Below are 15863 nucleotides of genomic sequence, written 5' to 3'. Positions count from 1 at the left end.
CACCCATCACAGCACCGCCTTCAAAGCTTGTACAAAAGCATCCATATCTCTGTCGCTGACCGTTTCGGTGGTGGCGACGATGAGGTGATTGTCGAACTCCGGAGCGACGCCCAGGCGCGATACGGGCACCCCACCCAGCACGCCCTGAGCGGCCAGCGCCTCGACGACACCGGCGGCCGCCTTGGGCAGTTTGACGGTGAACTCGTTGAAGAAACGCGGTGTCACCACCTCGACACCCGGAACGGCCGCCAGACGGTCGCGGAGGGCATGAGCCTTGGCATAGTTGATCCTGGCAACCCGTTTCAGCCCTTCCTGACCCAGCAAACTCATATGGATACTGAAGGCCAGCGCACACAAACCTGAGTTCGTACAGATGTTTGAAGTAGCCTTGTCGCGGCGGATATGCTGCTCGCGCGTCGAGAGTGTGAGCACAAAGCCGCGCTCGCCATCGGCATCAACCGTTTCGCCGCACAGTCGGCCCGGCATCTGGCGCAGGTACTTTTCCTTAACCGCAAACAGCCCGACATAGGGGCCGCCAAACGACAAGGGCACACCAATCGACTGGCCTTCGACGGCGACGACATCAGCGCCCATCTCGCCGGGTGATTTCAACAGGCCCAGCGACATGACCTCGGTCACCACCACGATCAGCAATGCGCCTGCAGCCTGGGCTGCGGCGGCGATCTGGGTCAGGTCGGTGGCGGTTCCGAAGACGTTCGGCGTCTGGACGACGACACAGGCCGTATCGGCGTCGATGTGGTTCAACACCTCGGCTTCGTCGTCGATTGCGAGGTCGCACGCCTCGGTCGTTATGCCGACGGCGTGGGCCAGGGTCTCGACCGTTTCGCGATAATGCGGATGCAGCCCGCCCGACAAAACCGCCTTGCTGCGTTTGGTGACGCGTGTAGCCATCAGCACGCCTTCGGCGGCGGCGGTCGAGCCATCATACAGCGAGGCATTAGCCACCGGCATGCCGGTCAGGCGCGCTACCTGGGTCTGAAACTCGAACAGGACCTGGAGCGTGCCCTGTGCGATTTCCGGCTGATACGGCGTATAGCTGGTCAGGAATTCCGAGCGCTGGATGATGTGGTCGACGGTCGCTGGAATATGGTGGCGATAGGCGCCAGCACCGACAAAGAACGGCACCTTCGCCGGGCTGACGTTTTGGGCGGCAAAGGCCTGGAGCTGGGCCTCGACCTCCAGTTCGCCGGTATACACCGGCAAATCGACCGTTCCCGAACGACGGGCCGGCTGCGGTACATCAATAAACAGGTCGTCGATCGAACCGACGCCGATCTTGTCCAGCATCGAGACCCGGTCGGCCTCGCTCAACGGCAGATAACGCATACAAAAACCCCTTACAGCGTGCCCAGATAGGTTTCGTAGGCGTCGCGATCCATCAACGCGTCCAGTTCGGCCGGGTTGGTCAGCTTGATCTTGGCGATCCAGCCTGCGCCTTCGGGCGAGGCATTGACCGTATCCGGGCTGCTGGACAGGTCGGTATTGGCGTCGATGACGTCACCCGACACCGGCGCATAGACGTCGGACGCCGCCTTGACGCTTTCGACCACGGCGAAGCTGTCACCCTTTTTTAGCGCGGTACCCGGTGCCGGAACCTCGACAAACACCACATCGCCTAAAGCGTTGGCGGCATAGGCGGTGATGCCGACCAAGGCGGTGTCACCGGTTACTTCGACCCATTCATGATCCCTGGTGAATTTCATCTGATGGCCCTCTCAAGCTTTCGGTTTGCGGTGATAGCCGTTCGCAACGAACGGCAGAGTGACGATTTGCGCGGCATACGACTTGCCGCGGACTTCCAGTTTCAGCCTGGCTCCGACATCGGACGCGGCCGGTGGCACATAACCCATGGCGATGGAATACCCCAACGACGGCGACGGCACGCCTGACGTGACGATACCCAGTTCAGCACCGTCTTCGCTGAGGATTTTCGCGCCTTCACGCGCCGGCGGGCCTTCCAGGACGCGGATGGCGACCCGGACCCGAGCCAGGTCACCGGCCAATTGCTGGCGAATGCGGTCTATGCCGCGGATATCGCCTCGGGTTAGTCGCGATTTCTGCATGGCAAAGCCAAGACTGGCTTCTACCAGGGTGTAGCCCGCATCCATCTCATGGCCGTAAAGCGGCATGCCGGCTTCGAGGCGCAGGCTGTCGCGCGCCCCAAGACCGATCGGCTTGACCACGTCGTGCGTTAACAGGAGGTCCCACAGTTCGCGGACGATGGCGTTGGGGACGCTGATCTCGAAACCGTCTTCACCGGTATAGCCCGAACGCGAGATGAAGGCCGTCTGGCCCAGCAAGTCAAAACTTCCACATTCCATGAAGTATAGCTCGCACGCCGCCGGGCAGACCGCCTGTATGACGTCCTTCGCCTTGGGGCCCTGCAAAGCCAGCAAAGCGCGTGCATCCAGCACCTCGAACTGGCTGTTGCCGATAGTCTCACGGGCCAGGATTTCAAAGTCCTGATCCTTGCAGGCGGCATTTACCACCAGCAGGAAACCCTCGCCTTCCGGACGCGACACCATCCAGTCATCGAGGATCCCGCCCTCAGCATTCAGCAGCAGAGAATATTTCTGCTTACCTGGAACTAAAGTGGCAAAATCCGTCGGGGTCAGGGCTTCCAGGGTGGCGACGGCGTCGGCACCGATCAAGCGCGCCTGGCCCATGTGCGAGACATCGAACAGGCCCGCACTTTCGCGTGTCCATTTGTGCTCGGCCAGGACGCCGTCATACTGGACCGGCATGGTGTAGCCAGCGAAGGGCACCATGCGTGCACCGAGTGCGACATGACGATCGTAGAGGGCTGTGGATTTTAGCGACAGGGTGGAATCGGGCATGGGGTCTCGCAGATCGTCTGAACACGTGTCTGCCCCCGCTGTCCTTATGGCCTGAGAGATTTGCTCCTTCGGCGAACGCTTATACAGCGCTACTTTCCAGCGTTTGGTGGCTCGGTTGCGGTCCGTTTGCCTGAGCGTTTCCGGGGCGGTTGCGCCTTCGGCGTCGGGGGACGAATCCCGATCTCTCCCGCATGAGCGAAGGTCTTCTTGCGTTAACGTCTGCGAAGAGTCAACCGTTATTGACGACTAACCTCAGGTGCTGTTTCACGCGGACTTGAGGCGGGTCATAGGCTTCTGGCCGTCCGATACGTTCGGGCTGGCGCAGGAAGCGTTCCTTGTACTTGGCCATTTGCGGCAACAGAGACGCCTCCAGATGGGCGATCTCGATCTCCACGCAGGCATGGGCCAGACGTTCGATATGGCGATTGGGATGGCGTCCGGGCGGCGACACCAGGATCAGTTTCTTCTTCGGGAAACGCTCACGGATATAGCGCGCCGTGGCGGCATGGTCGCCATCAGCGGTGACCAGATAACACACGTCGAACAGGTCGTCTTCGGCGTCGGCGGCGATCGACAGCGCCAAGTTGACGTCACCCTGCTTTTCAATATGGATCTGCCACTTGTGGCCACACGAATTGCAGCCGTCCGTGGCATGGACGAAATGGCCCATGCGGCAGATAACACCCTGCCCTTCCAGGGCCTTGCGGTAGTCTTCGTGACGTTTCAGCTTGGACTTGTTCTGCGGTCGGAAGGCGGAACACCAGACGACGCGCTTGACGGCCTCGGACCTGGGCGCAATGGCACGGGCCAGAGCCTTTAGATTCAACCACTTCAGATAGGGGCGTTTGTAGGCGTCGACGGCATGATAGAGGTTGAAGCCGTCGAAATAGAAGGCGGCGCGCTGGCGAAACAGCGGCAAATGCCAGCCCGATGTCTTGCCGCCCTTCGCCATTTTAACGCCCCTCTAACGCTCGCGTAACACTAAAACCCAAGTCCGGGGATTTGTCAGCAAAAGAAAAGAAAAATTAGCCACGGATGTCACGGATGCGCCGCTTTGCGGCGTCACGGATCAGCACGGATTTTATGGTATACGGACACATCGCGCGAATTGGCCTCTTAGGAAGGCGCTTCGCGCGAGAATTTCAGGTGCATGAAATCCGTGCTGATCCGTGACGCCGGCCAACGGCCGGCGCATCCGTGCTATCCGTGGCCAAAACCTTACATCTGATCCGGTGCGCTCAAGCCCATCAGATCCAGGCCCAGTTCCAATTGCCTCAGAACCACCTGAACTACGCCGAGCCGCGACGTCTTCACCGCCTCGGCGTCACCGGCCAAAACCGGACAGGCAGCATAGAATTTCGAGAATGCCTGTGCCAGCCTGTAGACATGATCGGCCAGGATGTTCGGCGCACGCTTTAGATAGGTCTCTTTCAGCGCGCCATCGAATGCGTCCAGCAACAAGACCAACTCACGCTCCGCCGGCTCACCGACCGTCACAGCACCGGGAGCCAAGCCCTGCTCCATCGCCTTGCGCAGGATCGACTTCATCCGCACTGCCTGGTATAGCAGATACGGCCCCGTCTTGCCTTCGAAGGTCATAAACCGGTCGAGGTCAAAAATGTAGTTGGTTAGCCTATGGTTGGACAGTTCGGCAAATTTCAGCGCCGCCACAGCCACCTTGTGCGCCGTATCGTTGAATTCCGCCGCCGAAAGGCCTTCGCCCAACTCCTGCTCATGTAGCCTGGCAACGGCCTTCTCAACCGCCTCCGACACAAGGACATGCAGTTTCAGAGTCCCGCCGTCACGCGTCTTGAACGGCGTTCCATCCGGGCCGTTGACCGTGCCGTTGGCAGCGTGCTCGAGCGTTCCCTCTGCGGCGTAACCCGCCAGGTAGGCCGTCCGGAACACCTGTTCGAAATGCTTGGCCTGACGCTGGTCAACAACATAGAGGCTGAGGTCCGGCTGATGTTCGGTCTTACGTTGCACAACTGTTGCCACATCGGTGGTGCCATACATGGCGGAACCTTCCGAAGAGACGACGAGCAGTGGCGGCGGATCGGCAACCTCGACGACCGAACCGTCTTCCAGCTTCTTCTTCTGGGTTTCGCCGGGCCGTGCGACGTGGACGACCTGAGCACCCTGGTCCGCGACCAGCAGGCCCTTGGCTCTAAGGTCTTCAATCATCGGTTCGATGTACGGATCGGCATCGGACTCGCCGTTCCACAGGTCGAACTCCACGCCCAACAGAGCATAGTCGCGTTTCAGCGCTTCACGGCTGACCACCACAAAGTGCTGCCACAGGGCGCGATAGCCTGGCCGCCCCTGCTGCAACTCACGCGTCGCCTTCCGCGCCGCGTTCAAAAACTCAATATCCTTGGCTTTGATGCGCTGGCTGGTCTTGGGGTAGATGCGGCCGAGATCGGCCAGCGTTACCGGCGACCCGGATGGATAGGGGCCCGAAAACGCCGCATCGAAATAGGGCAACTCCGGCATCTCTTCCGACACGCCGACGATCAGTTGCCCCATCTGCAGGCCCCAGTCGCCAAAGTGGGCGTCGCCGATCACGTCATCGCCCAGGAAACGCATGATACGCTTCAGGCTTTCGCCGATCACCGCCGTCCGCAGGTGGCCGATATGCATTTCCTTGGCGACGTTAGGCCCGCCGAAGTCGATGATCACCTTGCGCTTTTGCGCCACAGCCGGCGCTCCCAGCCGCCTGTCCCCGGCAATCACGTTGACACGCTCGCTCAAGGCCACATCGTTGAGTTTGAAGTTCAGAAAGCCTGGCCCGGCGATTTCCAGGCTGTCGAGGCGCACGTCATCGCTCAACCGAGCCTGAATTCGGGTGGCGACCTCACGCGGGTTGGCCTTTGCCGCCTTGGCGACGGCTAACGCTCCGTTACACTGGAAATCGGCCAGGTCAGGGCGATCGGATGGCTGAACCCGGCCGGCGGTAACATCGAAACCCTCTGCTGCAAAAGCCGCGCCGGCAGTCGCGGTCAATTGGCTTCGGAAATCGTTGGAGGGAATAAAGTCTTCAGCCATGGCTCAGGTCCGATCACAAGGTCGGGCCCTGATACAGGGCGCGTTACGCCCTGACAACTCTGTTGGGCGTCGTTATTTCCGTTCGACCGCCGTGGTATAGCGGAAGTGCTTGCCGTCGCGGTTGAAAGCGATCATCTGCGGCGTGACCTCGAAGCCGACCAGGACTTCGAAGTTTGAGCCCGAAACCGTCACGTCGGCTCGCGGAATGATAATGCCTTCGATCGGTACGTTGACGTCGAGTTTCTGCTCGCCGGGACGGAAGGTAACGGGCAACTCGAAATACTGCTTGGCCAGGACGGTCGTGTCACGCTCGGTAACGGCAACCCAATACTTGTACACCTTGGTTTCGCCCACGGCCATCGGCCCGCGGCCAAGAGAGAAGCCGACGCTCATCCCGACCTGAATCGGCGCCTCGCCCTTGTAGGCGCAGTCAGAGGTCACACCGTTGATTTCACCCGTCCATATGGCGGCAGAGGTGGCTTCGCGATTGTCCTTGAACTCATGATAGCGCGCGGCATCGTAAAGCACCTTGACAAAGGGGCAAGGCCCCTCGGCCTTGACGGCCTTCAGGCGCAGATCGCGGTCAGCCCACTCGTCTTCCTTCTTCTGCGCATCCTCGGCGGTTTCCTCGCCACGGCCACGCTGCTGGGCCTGGACGGCAAACGCGCCGGCATTGATCATGAGGCCCAGGCAAACGCCTGCGATAAGATGACGCGCGCGAAGGGACATGAGCTTCAAGAATCCTGTGTGAATACGGGGCCATCGGCCGACCCCTTACCGCCTTGGTAGCGTAAGACGAACGCTTGTCAAAGCGGTTTATCGGCCAGTTGCGGCGAAATCACGGCGCAACCCCGTCACCTGTGACACCGGAGGCACGGCCTTTTTCGCCTGCGCGGCGATTACTGTCGTTTGTGGTAAAGACATCTATGGCGAAGACCGGCAAAACACCTTATCTAGAACCCATGACCGTCCTTACCGTCCATCTCGCCACGCCGCGCGGATTTTGCGCCGGCGTCGACCGTGCCATCCAGATCGTCGAACGCGCCCTCGAACTGTACGGCGCCCCGGTCTATGTCCGCCATGAGATCGTCCACAACAAGCACGTGGTCGACCGGCTGAAGGCCATGGGCGCTGTCTTCGTCAAGGAACTGGACCAATGTCCGCCCGACCGGCCGGTGGTGTTTTCGGCCCATGGCGTGCCCAAGTCGGTGCCGGCCGAGGCCCAGTCACGCCAGATGTTCTATCTCGACGCTACCTGCCCGCTGGTCTCCAAGGTCCATGTCGAGGCCGAACGCCATTTCATCGAAGGCAGCGAGATTTTACTCATCGGCCATGCCGGCCATCCGGAAGTCATCGGCACCATGGGGCAATTGCCCGACGGCGCCGTGACCCTGATCGAGACCGTGGCCGATGCACAAAACTATGTGGCGCGCGATCCCGAAAACGTCGCCTTCGTCACCCAGACCACCCTGTCGGTCGACGACACGGCCGACATCGTCGCCGCCCTGCGCGCCCGCTTTCCGTCGATCAAGCTGCCGCACAAGGAAGACATTTGCTACGCCACCACCAACCGCCAGGACGCGGTCAAGGCGGTGGCAGCCGACTGCGGGCTAATGTTGATCATTGGTTCGGCCAAGTCGTCCAACTCCCAACGCCTGGTCGAGGTCGCATTAAAGGCCGGCACGCCGGCCGCCTATCTGGTCGACGACGCCTCGCATGTTGACTGGACGTGGTTCGAGGGTGTGACGTCGGTGGGCGTATCGGCGGGCGCCTCGGCGCCGGAAAACCTCATCAGCGATTTGATCGCGGCGATCAGCGCCCGCTATGAGACGGAGGTGATCGAATCGTCGGGTGTGCGCGAGACGGTGACCTTCAAACTGCCCAGGGTCTTGACAGACGCCTGACGTCTAACCAATGAAAATTTTGCCATAACAATATCTTATACTCCCCCGTTATACGGGGCAGGTGGATCATGGGCCATAGCCCATGAGTCGGTGGGGGGATTTGGCCCGCCAGAGTTTGCGCCACGAAGGTCCATCTCCAGCAGCGCAAGACGCCTCCACGGTCAGCCAACCACCGTGCTTTCCAAAGTGGCTATCCACAGATAAGCCAGATAAGCCAGATAAACGCACTCGTCTCCGGCGCGACTCCTCGGTAAGCCTTATTCTATGTCCACTCTTCCCAAAGTCACCATCTATACCGACGGCGCGTGCAAGGGTAATCCCGGCCGAGGCGGCTGGGGTGCCATCCTCATCTCGGGTGAACACGAGAAGGAGTTGTACGGCTTCGACGCGGAGACGACCAACAACCGCATGGAGTTGATGGCCGTCATCCAGGCTCTGGAAGCTTTGAAGAAGCCGTGCGAGGTCGAACTTCACGCCGACAGCCAGTATGTCCTGAAGGGCATCAAGGAATGGATCCACGCCTGGAAGAAACGCGGCTGGAAGACGGCGGACAACAAGCCGGTCAAGAATGACGACCTGTGGATGCGACTGGACGCTGCCACCCAGCGCCACAAGATCAAGTGGCACTGGGTCAAGGGACATGCCGGCCACGAATTAAACGAACGCGCCGACCAGTTGGCCAACCGCGGCATTAACGAGGCCCGCAGCCAGCGGGTTTAGTCGCCGAACTCGAAGATATCCAGAAAGTCGAAGCCCTTCTTTTTCTTCCTGTAGGGCGCGCCGTGCTGGCCGTGCTGGGCATAGTATTTGCGCTTATCGTCGTCATCGTCATCGTCGTCGCGGCGGGAATAGCGCTCCTGCTCGCGGTATTGCGGCTGCGGCGGTTGTTGATAGACCGGCTGTTGTGGCGGGGGAGCGGCCGGCCGTTGCGGCGGCGCCTCGATCGCGCCCTCGTCACGCGCCAGGGCCAGCAGCTTTTCCAGTTCACCGCGGTCCAGCCACACACCGCGGCATTGCGTACAGACGTCGATCAGAATGCCTTCGCGCAGGACTTCCCGAAAACTGCCGCGGCAGACGGGACAGGACATGGTGGAAACATCGGCAGGCATGGTGGCTCCTCTTGTTGACTTCACTTCGACATTGGGTCGCACTTGCGAAAATCAAGGTATCTGCGTCAATTCAGACGCAAAACGACAGGCGTTCTCGACATAGTGATCCGCCGACCGACGCAGACCGGCGATCTGCGCCGGCGTCAGTTCGCGCACCACCCGCGCCGGCGAGCCCAGCAACAAGACTCCATCCGGATAAATCTTGCCCTCCGGCACCAGGCTGCCGGCGCCGACCAGGCTGTCGCGACCGATCACCGCCCGATTCAGAACAACCGCGCCGATTCCAATCAGCGAATTGTCGCCAACGGTGCAGCCGTGCAACACCACCTTATGACCGACCGTAACGCCCTCGCCGACCGTCAGCGGTGATCCCGGATCCGAATGCAGTACGCTGCCGTCCTGAACATTGCTGCGGGCACCGATCGTCATGGGCTCGTTATCGGCGCGAAGAACACAGTTAAACCAGACACTTGCGTCTTCTCCCAATCGAACATCACCCATAAGGTCGGCCGACGGTGCGATCCAGAACCGGCCAGAAGCCGGCAATGCAGGCCCCACCTCTCCAAGCCGATAAACCGTCATGACACATGCCTCTTTTCATTTTTTTTTCGCGAGTGCGAGATGACCCAACCCGCTTTTTTAAGAAGTCAGTAAGATAATTGCGAGAATCTGATAGCGTCAGAGCGGGGGAATCACCACCCCCACTGTCGGCACCATTTTAAGGTTCATTCCTTAGAGGTAAAAGTGGCAATAAGGCCCCGTCGAGTAATGACTGAACCGGCTCGCATCATGGCTTGCCAGCAAGGTCGTCGTCGTGATCGGTTCCATGAACCTGTCACAACCCGACAAATCCAAGGGGAAGCGTCAATACCAATTGGTGTTTCCCCGCCGCCCCCTGCCAACGACGGCGGCACTTCTGACAGCCGTCGATTCTCCTCCCCCATCGTAACCGAAGGCGAGCCTCTAAGGGCCTCGCCTTTTTTCATGCCCGCATGCGGCCAGACACCGCACGGGTCATTTGTAGGAGCCCACCATGACCAAGCGATCCGCTAAACGCTTTCTCCGTGAAGGAACCCTGGACGCCGAGCAGTATGCCTCGGATACCAAGGTGCGTCGCTTGAGCATACACGCCGGCGGCGTCAGTTCCTCCTGGTCGCCCATGGCTGGCCCGGCCAACGAAGACCGCAGCCAGTCCTACGTCAAGACCATCAAGCCCAAGTCCGAGGGACAGATAGCCCTGCTGGCCGCCATGGACGAAAAGAACCTGGTCATGGCGCTGGGGCCTGCGGGCACTGGCAAGACCTACCTGGCCATCGCCAAGGCCGTCGAGGCACTGGAAGCCGGCAAGGTCGGCCGCATCGTTCTGTCGCGCCCGGCGGTCGAAGCCGGTGAGTCGATCGGCTACCTGCCCGGCGACATGGAGGACAAGCTGGCACCCTACCTGCGCCCGTTGTATGACGCCCTCACCGACCGGCTCAGCATGAAACGCGTCAAGGCGCTCATCCAGGAGGGCCTCATTGAGATCGCCCCGGTCGGCTATATGCGCGGCCGCACGCTTAACAATGCCTTTGTCGTCATCGACGAAGCCCAGAACTGTACCTACGTGCAACTCAAGATGCTGCTGACCCGGCTGGGCTGGAACTCGACCATGGTTGTCACCGGTGACCCGGCCCAGTCCGACCTGATGCAGGGCCTGTCCGGCCTGGCCGATGTCGCCGACAAGTTTGAGGCTGTTGAAACTATTGCCGTGGTGCGACTGAAGGACAAGGACATCGTCCGTCACCCTCTGGTCGCCCAGATGCTCGGCGTCCTGTAGGCGCGTCCGACGCCAATGCGGAAAAGGCCCGGAGTTCACACGCCGGGCCTTTTTTGGCGACATCCGGAAAAAGAGGTGCCTGGCTCACTGACCCAACTCACGTCGCACACTTCGTTTTCCAAGGCTGGTGCGGGCAGCCGGACTCGAACCGGCACGGGTCTCCCCGACGGATTTTAAGTCCGTTGCGTCTACCATTCCGCCATGCCCGCCTTAACCAGGCCGTCTTATAACCGGGAGAACCAATTAGTCGAGTGCCATTGTATTCGCCCGGCGTCAAAACCTGATTGAACCCGATCAGTTTGCCGGCGCCACACCCTTGAACTTCACGTCAGTCGCTGCAATCAGCCACACCGTCGCCGCCCACGCCGCCACGTTCTGGTCCATCTTGACCGGGTCGATTCGTTCCAGGACATCGTCGGGCGTATGGTGGGTGTCGAAATAGTCCATGCCATCCTGGTTCAGGTCCATCACCGGCACGCCGGCATTGAACAAAGGCGTCGTGTCGGGGCCACCGCCGGTCGAGACCGCCTTGTCCACAAAGATACCCAGCGGATACAGGACATTGCCGATCTGTTTGGTGAAATCCGTGGAATCGGTCGCTGGCAGGCTCAGACTATAGACGACGCCGGCACCGAAGTCGGACTCGGCCGCGATAATGTGGTTGGGAAACTCCGCCCTGTAGGCCGTGGCATAGGCATTTGCGCCCGTCAGGCCGCGGTCATTGGGTTGCGACACCTCTTCGGAGCCCCAGAAGACGACCCGGATGGTGCGGTCCGGCCGAACCTTGGAATCGAGAATGGTCTTGGCCGCCGCCATGGTGATGGCCACCCCTGCCCCGTCGTCGATTGCGCCCGTGCCCAGATCCCAGCTATCGAGGTGACCGCCGATGGTGATGATCTCCTGCGGCCGCTTGGCACCGGTGATTTCGGCAATGACGTTCTGCGACTGACCGGTACCGAGGAATTTCGGTGTCGACAGCATTTTCAGCCGGATCGGACCCGCCTTGCCGTCTTTTTGCAGCTTGAGAACGCGTTCCAGTTGCTCGGCATCAGGCGGCGAGATAGCCATGGCCGGTACACCATCAGCCCCCAGGAAGCGCGTCCCGCCCGTATGGGGAAAACGGTGATCGTGGGTGCCGAGCGAGCGCATGATATAGCCGACAGCGCCCCTCTGACGGGCGATTTCCGGGCCCTGGCGCCGGACCGAACCGGAATTGACGCCGTAGCCGACACCGGTCTGGGTAGCGACCGTCGGCTGCAGAATGACGACGATCTTGCCCTTCAGATCGATGGTCGAGGTGTTGAACCTGTCATAGGTTTCAAACAGCACCGCCTCGGCCTCAACGCCTTGCGGCGGTGTCGTGCCCGACCCGCCCAGGGCCGTGGCGATCAGTTTCTGCGGAAATGGCCCGACCATTTCGAGTTGCTCGTCTCCGCGCTGCCAGATTTCGAGCGGGAAGGTTTCGATGCGGACATTGTCGAAGCCCATGGCCTTGAGTTGTTCCGCCGACCATTGCGCCGCGGCCGTCTCCGAAGCCGAACCTGCCGGACGGGCGCCGAAACGCGTCGTCAGCTCGGCGACGAATTCATAGGCATTGTTGTCCTTTAGCGCGGCGTCGCGCAGGCTCGCCGCCTGTTCTGCGGGTGCCAGGGCCGAAGGGGCCGCTGCGACCGTTGTCGCCTTCTTTGGCCTGGCCCAAACCGGAGTGGCGGCAACGGCCAGGCCTGCCGCGAGGGCAGCGGCGAAGTGGATCGGTTTCATTCAGGGCTCCTAAACAGTAAGTTCCTCGAGACTGGCCAGAGGCTGGCGCTGCTGGGTCTCGGCAACAATAGGTTCTAGACGTTTGATCAGCTCGGTTGTGGCAGCATCGAGGTCATTCTCGTCCTGGCCTCGGACCACCAGGTGGGTACCAAACTCGCCTGGCAACAGGCCGTAAGGGTAGCTGCCCAGCGACAGGTCGGGGTAACGGTGGTCGATGTCGCGCAGGACGTCGGCCGCCCAGCTTTCGCCAACATAGGTCAGTTTGATCGTGCGCGACAGCACGCGCCGCCCGGTGCGCAGACGCGGCGCCACATCCTCGAGCATCGCGGTCATGATCTTGGGCACCCCGGCCAAAACAAAAACATTGCCCAGTTGGAAGCCCGGCGCCGCCGAAACCGGGTTCTTGATCAACTCGGCGCCGTGGGGGATCCGCGCCATGCGGCGGCTGTTGTCGTTCAGTTCCCAGCCCATCTTTGCAGCCCGGTCAACCAGCAGCTTCAGTGCCGCCGGGTGTTCGCTGATCTGGACGTTGAAGGCCCTGGCGATGCAGTCGGCGGTAATATCGTCGTGGGTCGGGCCGATACCGCCGGTGGTAAAGATGTAGTCGTAGGCATCGCGCACGGCGGTGACGGCTTCAATGATCTGGGCCTCGATGTCGTGCACCATGCGCACCTCCCTCAGGTCGATGCCCAAGGCATTGAGGAATTTGGCAATTGTGTTGACATTGGTGTCGGTGGTACGGCCGGACAGAATCTCATCGCCGATTATAATGATGGCGGCAGTAGGATTGGCGCTCATGACAGGGACTTCCGGTGGATCATCTGATCAAATTTAATGCGCTTATCAAAGGCCGTTTGCAGACGCGATACAAGCGATTCTTCGCCGACATCGAACTGGATACGGGTGAAACCGTTACAGCACACTGCCCGAACCCGGGCAAGATGCTGGGTCTGCTCGCGCCGGGCACCGAAGCCCTCGTCACCTACCTCAACACTCCGGCCAAAAAACTGCAGTACCGGCTGGAGGCGCTCAAGGAACGCGGCTGCTGGGTCGGGGTCAATACCCAGTGGCCCAACCGGTTGATTGCCCGCGCCATCGAAGCCGGCCTCATTCCACAGTTGGCCGGCTATAATGCCATAAAGCCGGAAGTCAGATATGGCCGAAATTCACGCATCGACCTGCTGGCCAGCGGTCACCTTGCCCGCCCCGATACCTATATCGAGATCAAAAATGTCCACCTGTCGCGCTCGGCGGGCCTCGCCGAGTTCCCCGACTGCGTTACCTTGCGTGGCGCCAAACATCTGCTCGAACTGATCGACATGGTGCACACAGGCTTTCGCGCCGTCGTCGTTTTTTGCGTCCAGCGTCACGATGTCACCACGTTCGCCATCGCCCGCGACTGCGATCCGGGCTTCGGCAAGGCCTATGACCTGGCCTGCGAAGCCGGGGTCGAGTTCATCCCGGTCGCCTGGGAGGTTTCGCCCGAAGGCCTGCGCTTTCACCAAGAACTGACGTTCATTTAGAGATCCTGGTCTTTAAGACGCCTTGGCACACCAGGCGTCGCGCACGCCCAACTGGCCGCACAGGGCCGCCGCCTGGGCCTGGGACGTAACCGGACCGACCTTCAACCGGACCATGGATTGACCGGCGGCGGTCGTGATCGATTGATAGGTCGGGCTGTAGCGTTCGACGCCGGGATATCTGGCCTGAAGCGTGAGCCAGGCCTCCTTTGCCGCCGCCATCGAGCCGAAAGAGCCGACCTGAATCGCCCGGCCGGCCGGCGTTTCGGGCTTCGGCACAGCCGCAGGCTCGGCGGCAGATACGGCAGGTGTTTCCGTTACCGGCGTCTCCGCCGAAGCGGCACTGGGCATGTCCAGCGGATCGACCACGGCGATCTGCAGCCTCTGCTGCGCCGCGTCCCTGGTCTCCTGTTCCACGCCGATCACCAGATCCTTGGCCGTCGTTACCGCCAGCTCGATATCTTCCCTGTGCAGCTTTTTGCGGTCGGCAGCTGGCCGGTCGCCGCCGGCATCGACATCGGCCGTCTTGATCCTTTCGAAAGTCTCGCTCAAATTGGCGTTATCGCAGGCGCAGAGACTTCCCAGCGCGGCCACTGCAGCGCACAAAATTACGGCTTTACGGAGGGGGGCGGTATGGGTCATAAACCAATTATGCCCACGGCCGTATAAAATACGGTTAGGAGCTATGGTTAATGCCGGACGTCCCATGCCCGATTCTGCTTTCCCGTTAACCCGCGTGACGACGGTTGCAGCGCTCTGCGCCACTGTCGCCGCTTTGCGCCAGGATGGCGCCAAAATCGCCTTCGTGCCGACCATGGGTGCCCTGCATGAGGGCCATCTGGCTTTGGTCCGCCATGCCAGGACCCGCGCCGACAAGGTGGTGGTATCGATCTTCGTCAACCCGCTTCAGTTCGCGCCATCCGAGGACCTGGACCGCTACCCGCGCAACGAAGCCGGCGACATCGCCCTGCTGCAAAGCACAGGCTGCGACCTGGTGTATCTGCCGACCGTGGATGTACTGTACCCGCAGGGTTTCGTAAGCCGTATCGAGATGACAGGCCCGGCCATGGGACTGGAAACCGACGTCCGGCCACAGTTTTTTTCCGGGGTCGCTACCGTGGTAATGAAGCTGTTCAACCAGGTGCGTCCTGACCTGGCGGTGTTCGGCGAAAAGGACTTCCAGCAGTTAGCCGTTATCCGCGCCATGGTCCGTGATTTCGACCTGGGGCTCGAGGTCGTCCCTTACCCGACGATGCGCGAGGCTGACGGCCTGGCTATGTCATCGCGCAATGCCTACCTGTCGAGAGAGGAACGTGCGATTGCGCCCAGGCTGCATGCAGAGCTGGAGGAAATCCGTTCTGCGGTTTTGTCGGGTGCAGACGCGGAGGCCGTCATTGCCGGCGCGAAGGACGCGCTGACAACAGCTGGTTTTGGCCACATCGACTATGTTGCCTTGCGCGACGCCGAAACCTTAGGTGAAATTCGAGCGGGCCTGCCGCGCCGCCTGTTGGCCGCCGTGTGGCTGGGCAAGACGCGGCTGATCGACAACATCGCGGTTTAGAACGGCATGTGTTTTGATGGCATCAAAACCCCGCTCTAATGCCAGCCCGCGATGACCTTGACTCATCGCGGGCTGGCAAGCGCGCCAGTGTACGTTTCTGGGGCGCCCGAGTCGATGCGAGGAGCCACGGGGGGCGCCTAGTCCGGCGCTTGAGCTGAAAAATAGCGAATACCAAGCGTCATTCTTTATGAGGCTTGGTATAAGTTTTTGTTGTGTCGCGCAATTTACCCGAAAACGGGAACGCCCGTGCGTTAGCCTCCACTTTATCGGATTGCGCTCCAGCCCGAAT

Annotated in this window: 16 protein-coding genes, 1 tRNA gene and 1 riboswitch; of the genes, 5 read left to right on the top strand and 12 right to left on the bottom strand. The window is 60.9% G+C overall.

The window, feature by feature from the left end; all coding sequences use genetic code 11:
• Window positions 1-6: 6 nt before the first annotated feature.
• The 6 genes from gcvPA to ABAC402_RS24615 form a co-directional block, all read right to left on the bottom strand.
• On the bottom strand, window positions 7-1347 hold the full coding sequence (gene gcvPA / locus ABAC402_RS24640; RefSeq protein WP_023448329.1) for an aminomethyl-transferring glycine dehydrogenase subunit GcvPA: 1341 nt from the start codon (window positions 1345-1347) through the stop codon (window positions 7-9).
• An 11-nt stretch (window positions 1348-1358) separates the two neighbouring features.
• Window positions 1359-1724, bottom strand: a complete 366-nt coding sequence (gene gcvH, locus ABAC402_RS24635) for a glycine cleavage system protein GcvH (protein ID WP_023448328.1) — start codon at window positions 1722-1724, stop codon at window positions 1359-1361.
• Window positions 1725-1736: 12 nt separating this feature from the next.
• Window positions 1737-2858 (bottom strand): glycine cleavage system aminomethyltransferase GcvT, encoded by a 1122-nt coding sequence (gene gcvT / locus ABAC402_RS24630; RefSeq protein WP_023448327.1) that lies wholly within the window; start codon window positions 2856-2858, stop codon window positions 1737-1739.
• Between the two features lie 108 nt (window positions 2859-2966).
• A riboswitch (glycine riboswitch) is annotated at window positions 2967-3058 on the bottom strand.
• A 29-nt stretch (window positions 3059-3087) separates the two neighbouring features.
• The gene (locus tag ABAC402_RS24625; protein WP_023448326.1) at window positions 3088-3810 is read right to left on the bottom strand and encodes an NYN domain-containing protein; all 723 of its coding nucleotides are present in this window, start codon (window positions 3808-3810) and stop codon (window positions 3088-3090) included.
• A gap of 266 nt (window positions 3811-4076) precedes the next feature.
• Window positions 4077-5903 (bottom strand): arginine--tRNA ligase, encoded by a 1827-nt coding sequence (gene argS, locus ABAC402_RS24620; RefSeq protein ID WP_023448325.1) that lies wholly within the window; start codon window positions 5901-5903, stop codon window positions 4077-4079.
• Between the two features lie 72 nt (window positions 5904-5975).
• Entirely contained in the window at window positions 5976-6632 is a 657-nt protein-coding gene (locus ABAC402_RS24615; RefSeq protein ID WP_023448324.1) for a hypothetical protein, read from the bottom strand.
• Between the two features lie 197 nt (window positions 6633-6829).
• Between ABAC402_RS24615 and ispH the strand changes: the two genes are divergently transcribed.
• Together ispH and rnhA are read left to right on the top strand one after the other, a co-directional pair.
• Window positions 6830-7807 (top strand): 4-hydroxy-3-methylbut-2-enyl diphosphate reductase, encoded by a 978-nt coding sequence (gene ispH / locus ABAC402_RS24610; protein WP_023448323.1) that lies wholly within the window; start codon window positions 6830-6832, stop codon window positions 7805-7807.
• A 264-nt stretch (window positions 7808-8071) separates the two neighbouring features.
• Window positions 8072-8527, top strand: coding sequence for a ribonuclease HI (gene rnhA / locus ABAC402_RS24605; protein WP_023448322.1), 456 nt, complete (start codon window positions 8072-8074; stop codon window positions 8525-8527).
• Here the strand turns inward: rnhA and ABAC402_RS24600 are convergent.
• Window positions 8524-8916: a zf-TFIIB domain-containing protein gene (locus tag ABAC402_RS24600; RefSeq protein ID WP_023448321.1), complete on the bottom strand. Its 393-nt coding sequence runs from the start codon at window positions 8914-8916 to the stop codon at window positions 8524-8526. The two genes, rnhA and ABAC402_RS24600, sit on opposite strands and share 4 nt — an antisense overlap.
• A 51-nt stretch (window positions 8917-8967) precedes the next feature.
• Window positions 8968-9498 carry a gamma carbonic anhydrase family protein gene (locus tag ABAC402_RS24595; RefSeq protein ID WP_031235186.1) on the bottom strand — a complete coding sequence of 177 codons (531 nt, stop codon included), beginning with the start codon at window positions 9496-9498 and terminating at the stop codon, window positions 8968-8970.
• Between the two features lie 451 nt (window positions 9499-9949).
• On the opposite strand from ABAC402_RS24595, the gene ABAC402_RS24590 reads away from it, so the two are divergent.
• Window positions 9950-10732: a PhoH family protein gene (locus ABAC402_RS24590; protein ID WP_023448319.1), complete on the top strand. Its 783-nt coding sequence runs from the start codon at window positions 9950-9952 to the stop codon at window positions 10730-10732.
• A gap of 125 nt (window positions 10733-10857) precedes the next feature.
• Here the strand turns inward: ABAC402_RS24590 and ABAC402_RS24585 are convergent.
• The 3 genes from ABAC402_RS24585 to ABAC402_RS24575 all read right to left on the bottom strand — a co-directional run bounded on the left by ABAC402_RS24585 (window position 10858) and on the right by ABAC402_RS24575 (window position 13291).
• Window positions 10858-10941, bottom strand: a tRNA-Leu gene (locus tag ABAC402_RS24585).
• 85 nt (window positions 10942-11026) lie between these two features.
• Window positions 11027-12493 (bottom strand): M20/M25/M40 family metallo-hydrolase, encoded by a 1467-nt coding sequence (locus tag ABAC402_RS24580; protein WP_023448318.1) that lies wholly within the window; start codon window positions 12491-12493, stop codon window positions 11027-11029.
• 9 nt (window positions 12494-12502) lie between these two features.
• A complete protein-coding gene (locus ABAC402_RS24575; RefSeq protein WP_023448317.1) occupies window positions 12503-13291 on the bottom strand; it encodes a molybdopterin-binding protein in 789 nt (262 codons plus the stop codon).
• A gap of 14 nt (window positions 13292-13305) precedes the next feature.
• Here ABAC402_RS24575 and sfsA point away from each other — a divergent pair, with 14 nt between their 5' ends.
• Window positions 13306-14016 (top strand): DNA/RNA nuclease SfsA, encoded by a 711-nt coding sequence (sfsA, locus tag ABAC402_RS24570; protein ID WP_023448316.1) that lies wholly within the window; start codon window positions 13306-13308, stop codon window positions 14014-14016.
• A 12-nt stretch (window positions 14017-14028) separates the two neighbouring features.
• Here the strand turns inward: sfsA and ABAC402_RS24565 are convergent, their stop codons facing one another.
• Window positions 14029-14655 carry an SPOR domain-containing protein gene (locus ABAC402_RS24565; RefSeq protein ID WP_162148501.1) on the bottom strand — a complete coding sequence of 209 codons (627 nt, stop codon included), beginning with the start codon at window positions 14653-14655 and terminating at the stop codon, window positions 14029-14031.
• Between the two features lie 64 nt (window positions 14656-14719).
• Between ABAC402_RS24565 and panC the strand changes: the two genes are divergently transcribed.
• Complete coding sequence (gene panC / locus ABAC402_RS24560; protein WP_031235184.1) at window positions 14720-15574, top strand: pantoate--beta-alanine ligase; 855 nt, start codon at window positions 14720-14722, stop codon at window positions 15572-15574.
• Window positions 15575-15863: the final 289 nt, after the last annotated feature.

Origin of the sequence: Asticcacaulis sp. AC402 (genome assembly GCF_000495835.1) — a bacterium.
In the GTDB taxonomy this organism is placed as follows: Bacteria; Pseudomonadota; Alphaproteobacteria; order Caulobacterales; family Caulobacteraceae; genus Asticcacaulis.
Note: the sequence above shows the minus strand (reverse complement) of the source record. Positions and strands in the feature narration are given on the sequence as shown.

Excerpts from the sequence above, each read along its gene's own strand:
- gcvH (WP_023448328.1), bottom strand. The coding sequence starts at position 1,724 with ATGAAATTCACCAGGGATCATGAATGGGTCGAAGTAACCGGTGACACC.
- ABAC402_RS24590 (WP_023448319.1), top strand. The coding sequence starts at position 9,950 with ATGACCAAGCGATCCGCTAAACGCTTTCTCCGTGAAGGAACCCTGGAC.
- panC (WP_031235184.1), top strand. The coding sequence starts at position 14,720 with ATGCCCGATTCTGCTTTCCCGTTAACCCGCGTGACGACGGTTGCAGCG.
- ispH (WP_023448323.1), top strand. The coding sequence starts at position 6,830 with ATGGCGAAGACCGGCAAAACACCTTATCTAGAACCCATGACCGTCCTT.
- ABAC402_RS24600 (WP_023448321.1), bottom strand. The coding sequence starts at position 8,916 with ATGCCTGCCGATGTTTCCACCATGTCCTGTCCCGTCTGCCGCGGCAGT.
- ABAC402_RS24565 (WP_162148501.1), bottom strand. The coding sequence starts at position 14,655 with ATGACCCATACCGCCCCCCTCCGTAAAGCCGTAATTTTGTGCGCTGCA.
- rnhA (WP_023448322.1), top strand. The coding sequence starts at position 8,072 with ATGTCCACTCTTCCCAAAGTCACCATCTATACCGACGGCGCGTGCAAG.
- ABAC402_RS24615 (WP_023448324.1), bottom strand. The coding sequence starts at position 6,632 with ATGTCCCTTCGCGCGCGTCATCTTATCGCAGGCGTTTGCCTGGGCCTC.
- ABAC402_RS24575 (WP_023448317.1), bottom strand. The coding sequence starts at position 13,291 with ATGAGCGCCAATCCTACTGCCGCCATCATTATAATCGGCGATGAGATT.
- gcvPA (WP_023448329.1), bottom strand. The coding sequence starts at position 1,347 with ATGCGTTATCTGCCGTTGAGCGAGGCCGACCGGGTCTCGATGCTGGAC.
- gcvT (WP_023448327.1), bottom strand. The coding sequence starts at position 2,858 with ATGCCCGATTCCACCCTGTCGCTAAAATCCACAGCCCTCTACGATCGT.
- ABAC402_RS24580 (WP_023448318.1), bottom strand. The coding sequence starts at position 12,493 with ATGAAACCGATCCACTTCGCCGCTGCCCTCGCGGCAGGCCTGGCCGTT.
- ABAC402_RS24625 (WP_023448326.1), bottom strand. The coding sequence starts at position 3,810 with ATGGCGAAGGGCGGCAAGACATCGGGCTGGCATTTGCCGCTGTTTCGC.
- ABAC402_RS24595 (WP_031235186.1), bottom strand. The coding sequence starts at position 9,498 with ATGACGGTTTATCGGCTTGGAGAGGTGGGGCCTGCATTGCCGGCTTCT.
- argS (WP_023448325.1), bottom strand. The coding sequence starts at position 5,903 with ATGGCTGAAGACTTTATTCCCTCCAACGATTTCCGAAGCCAATTGACC.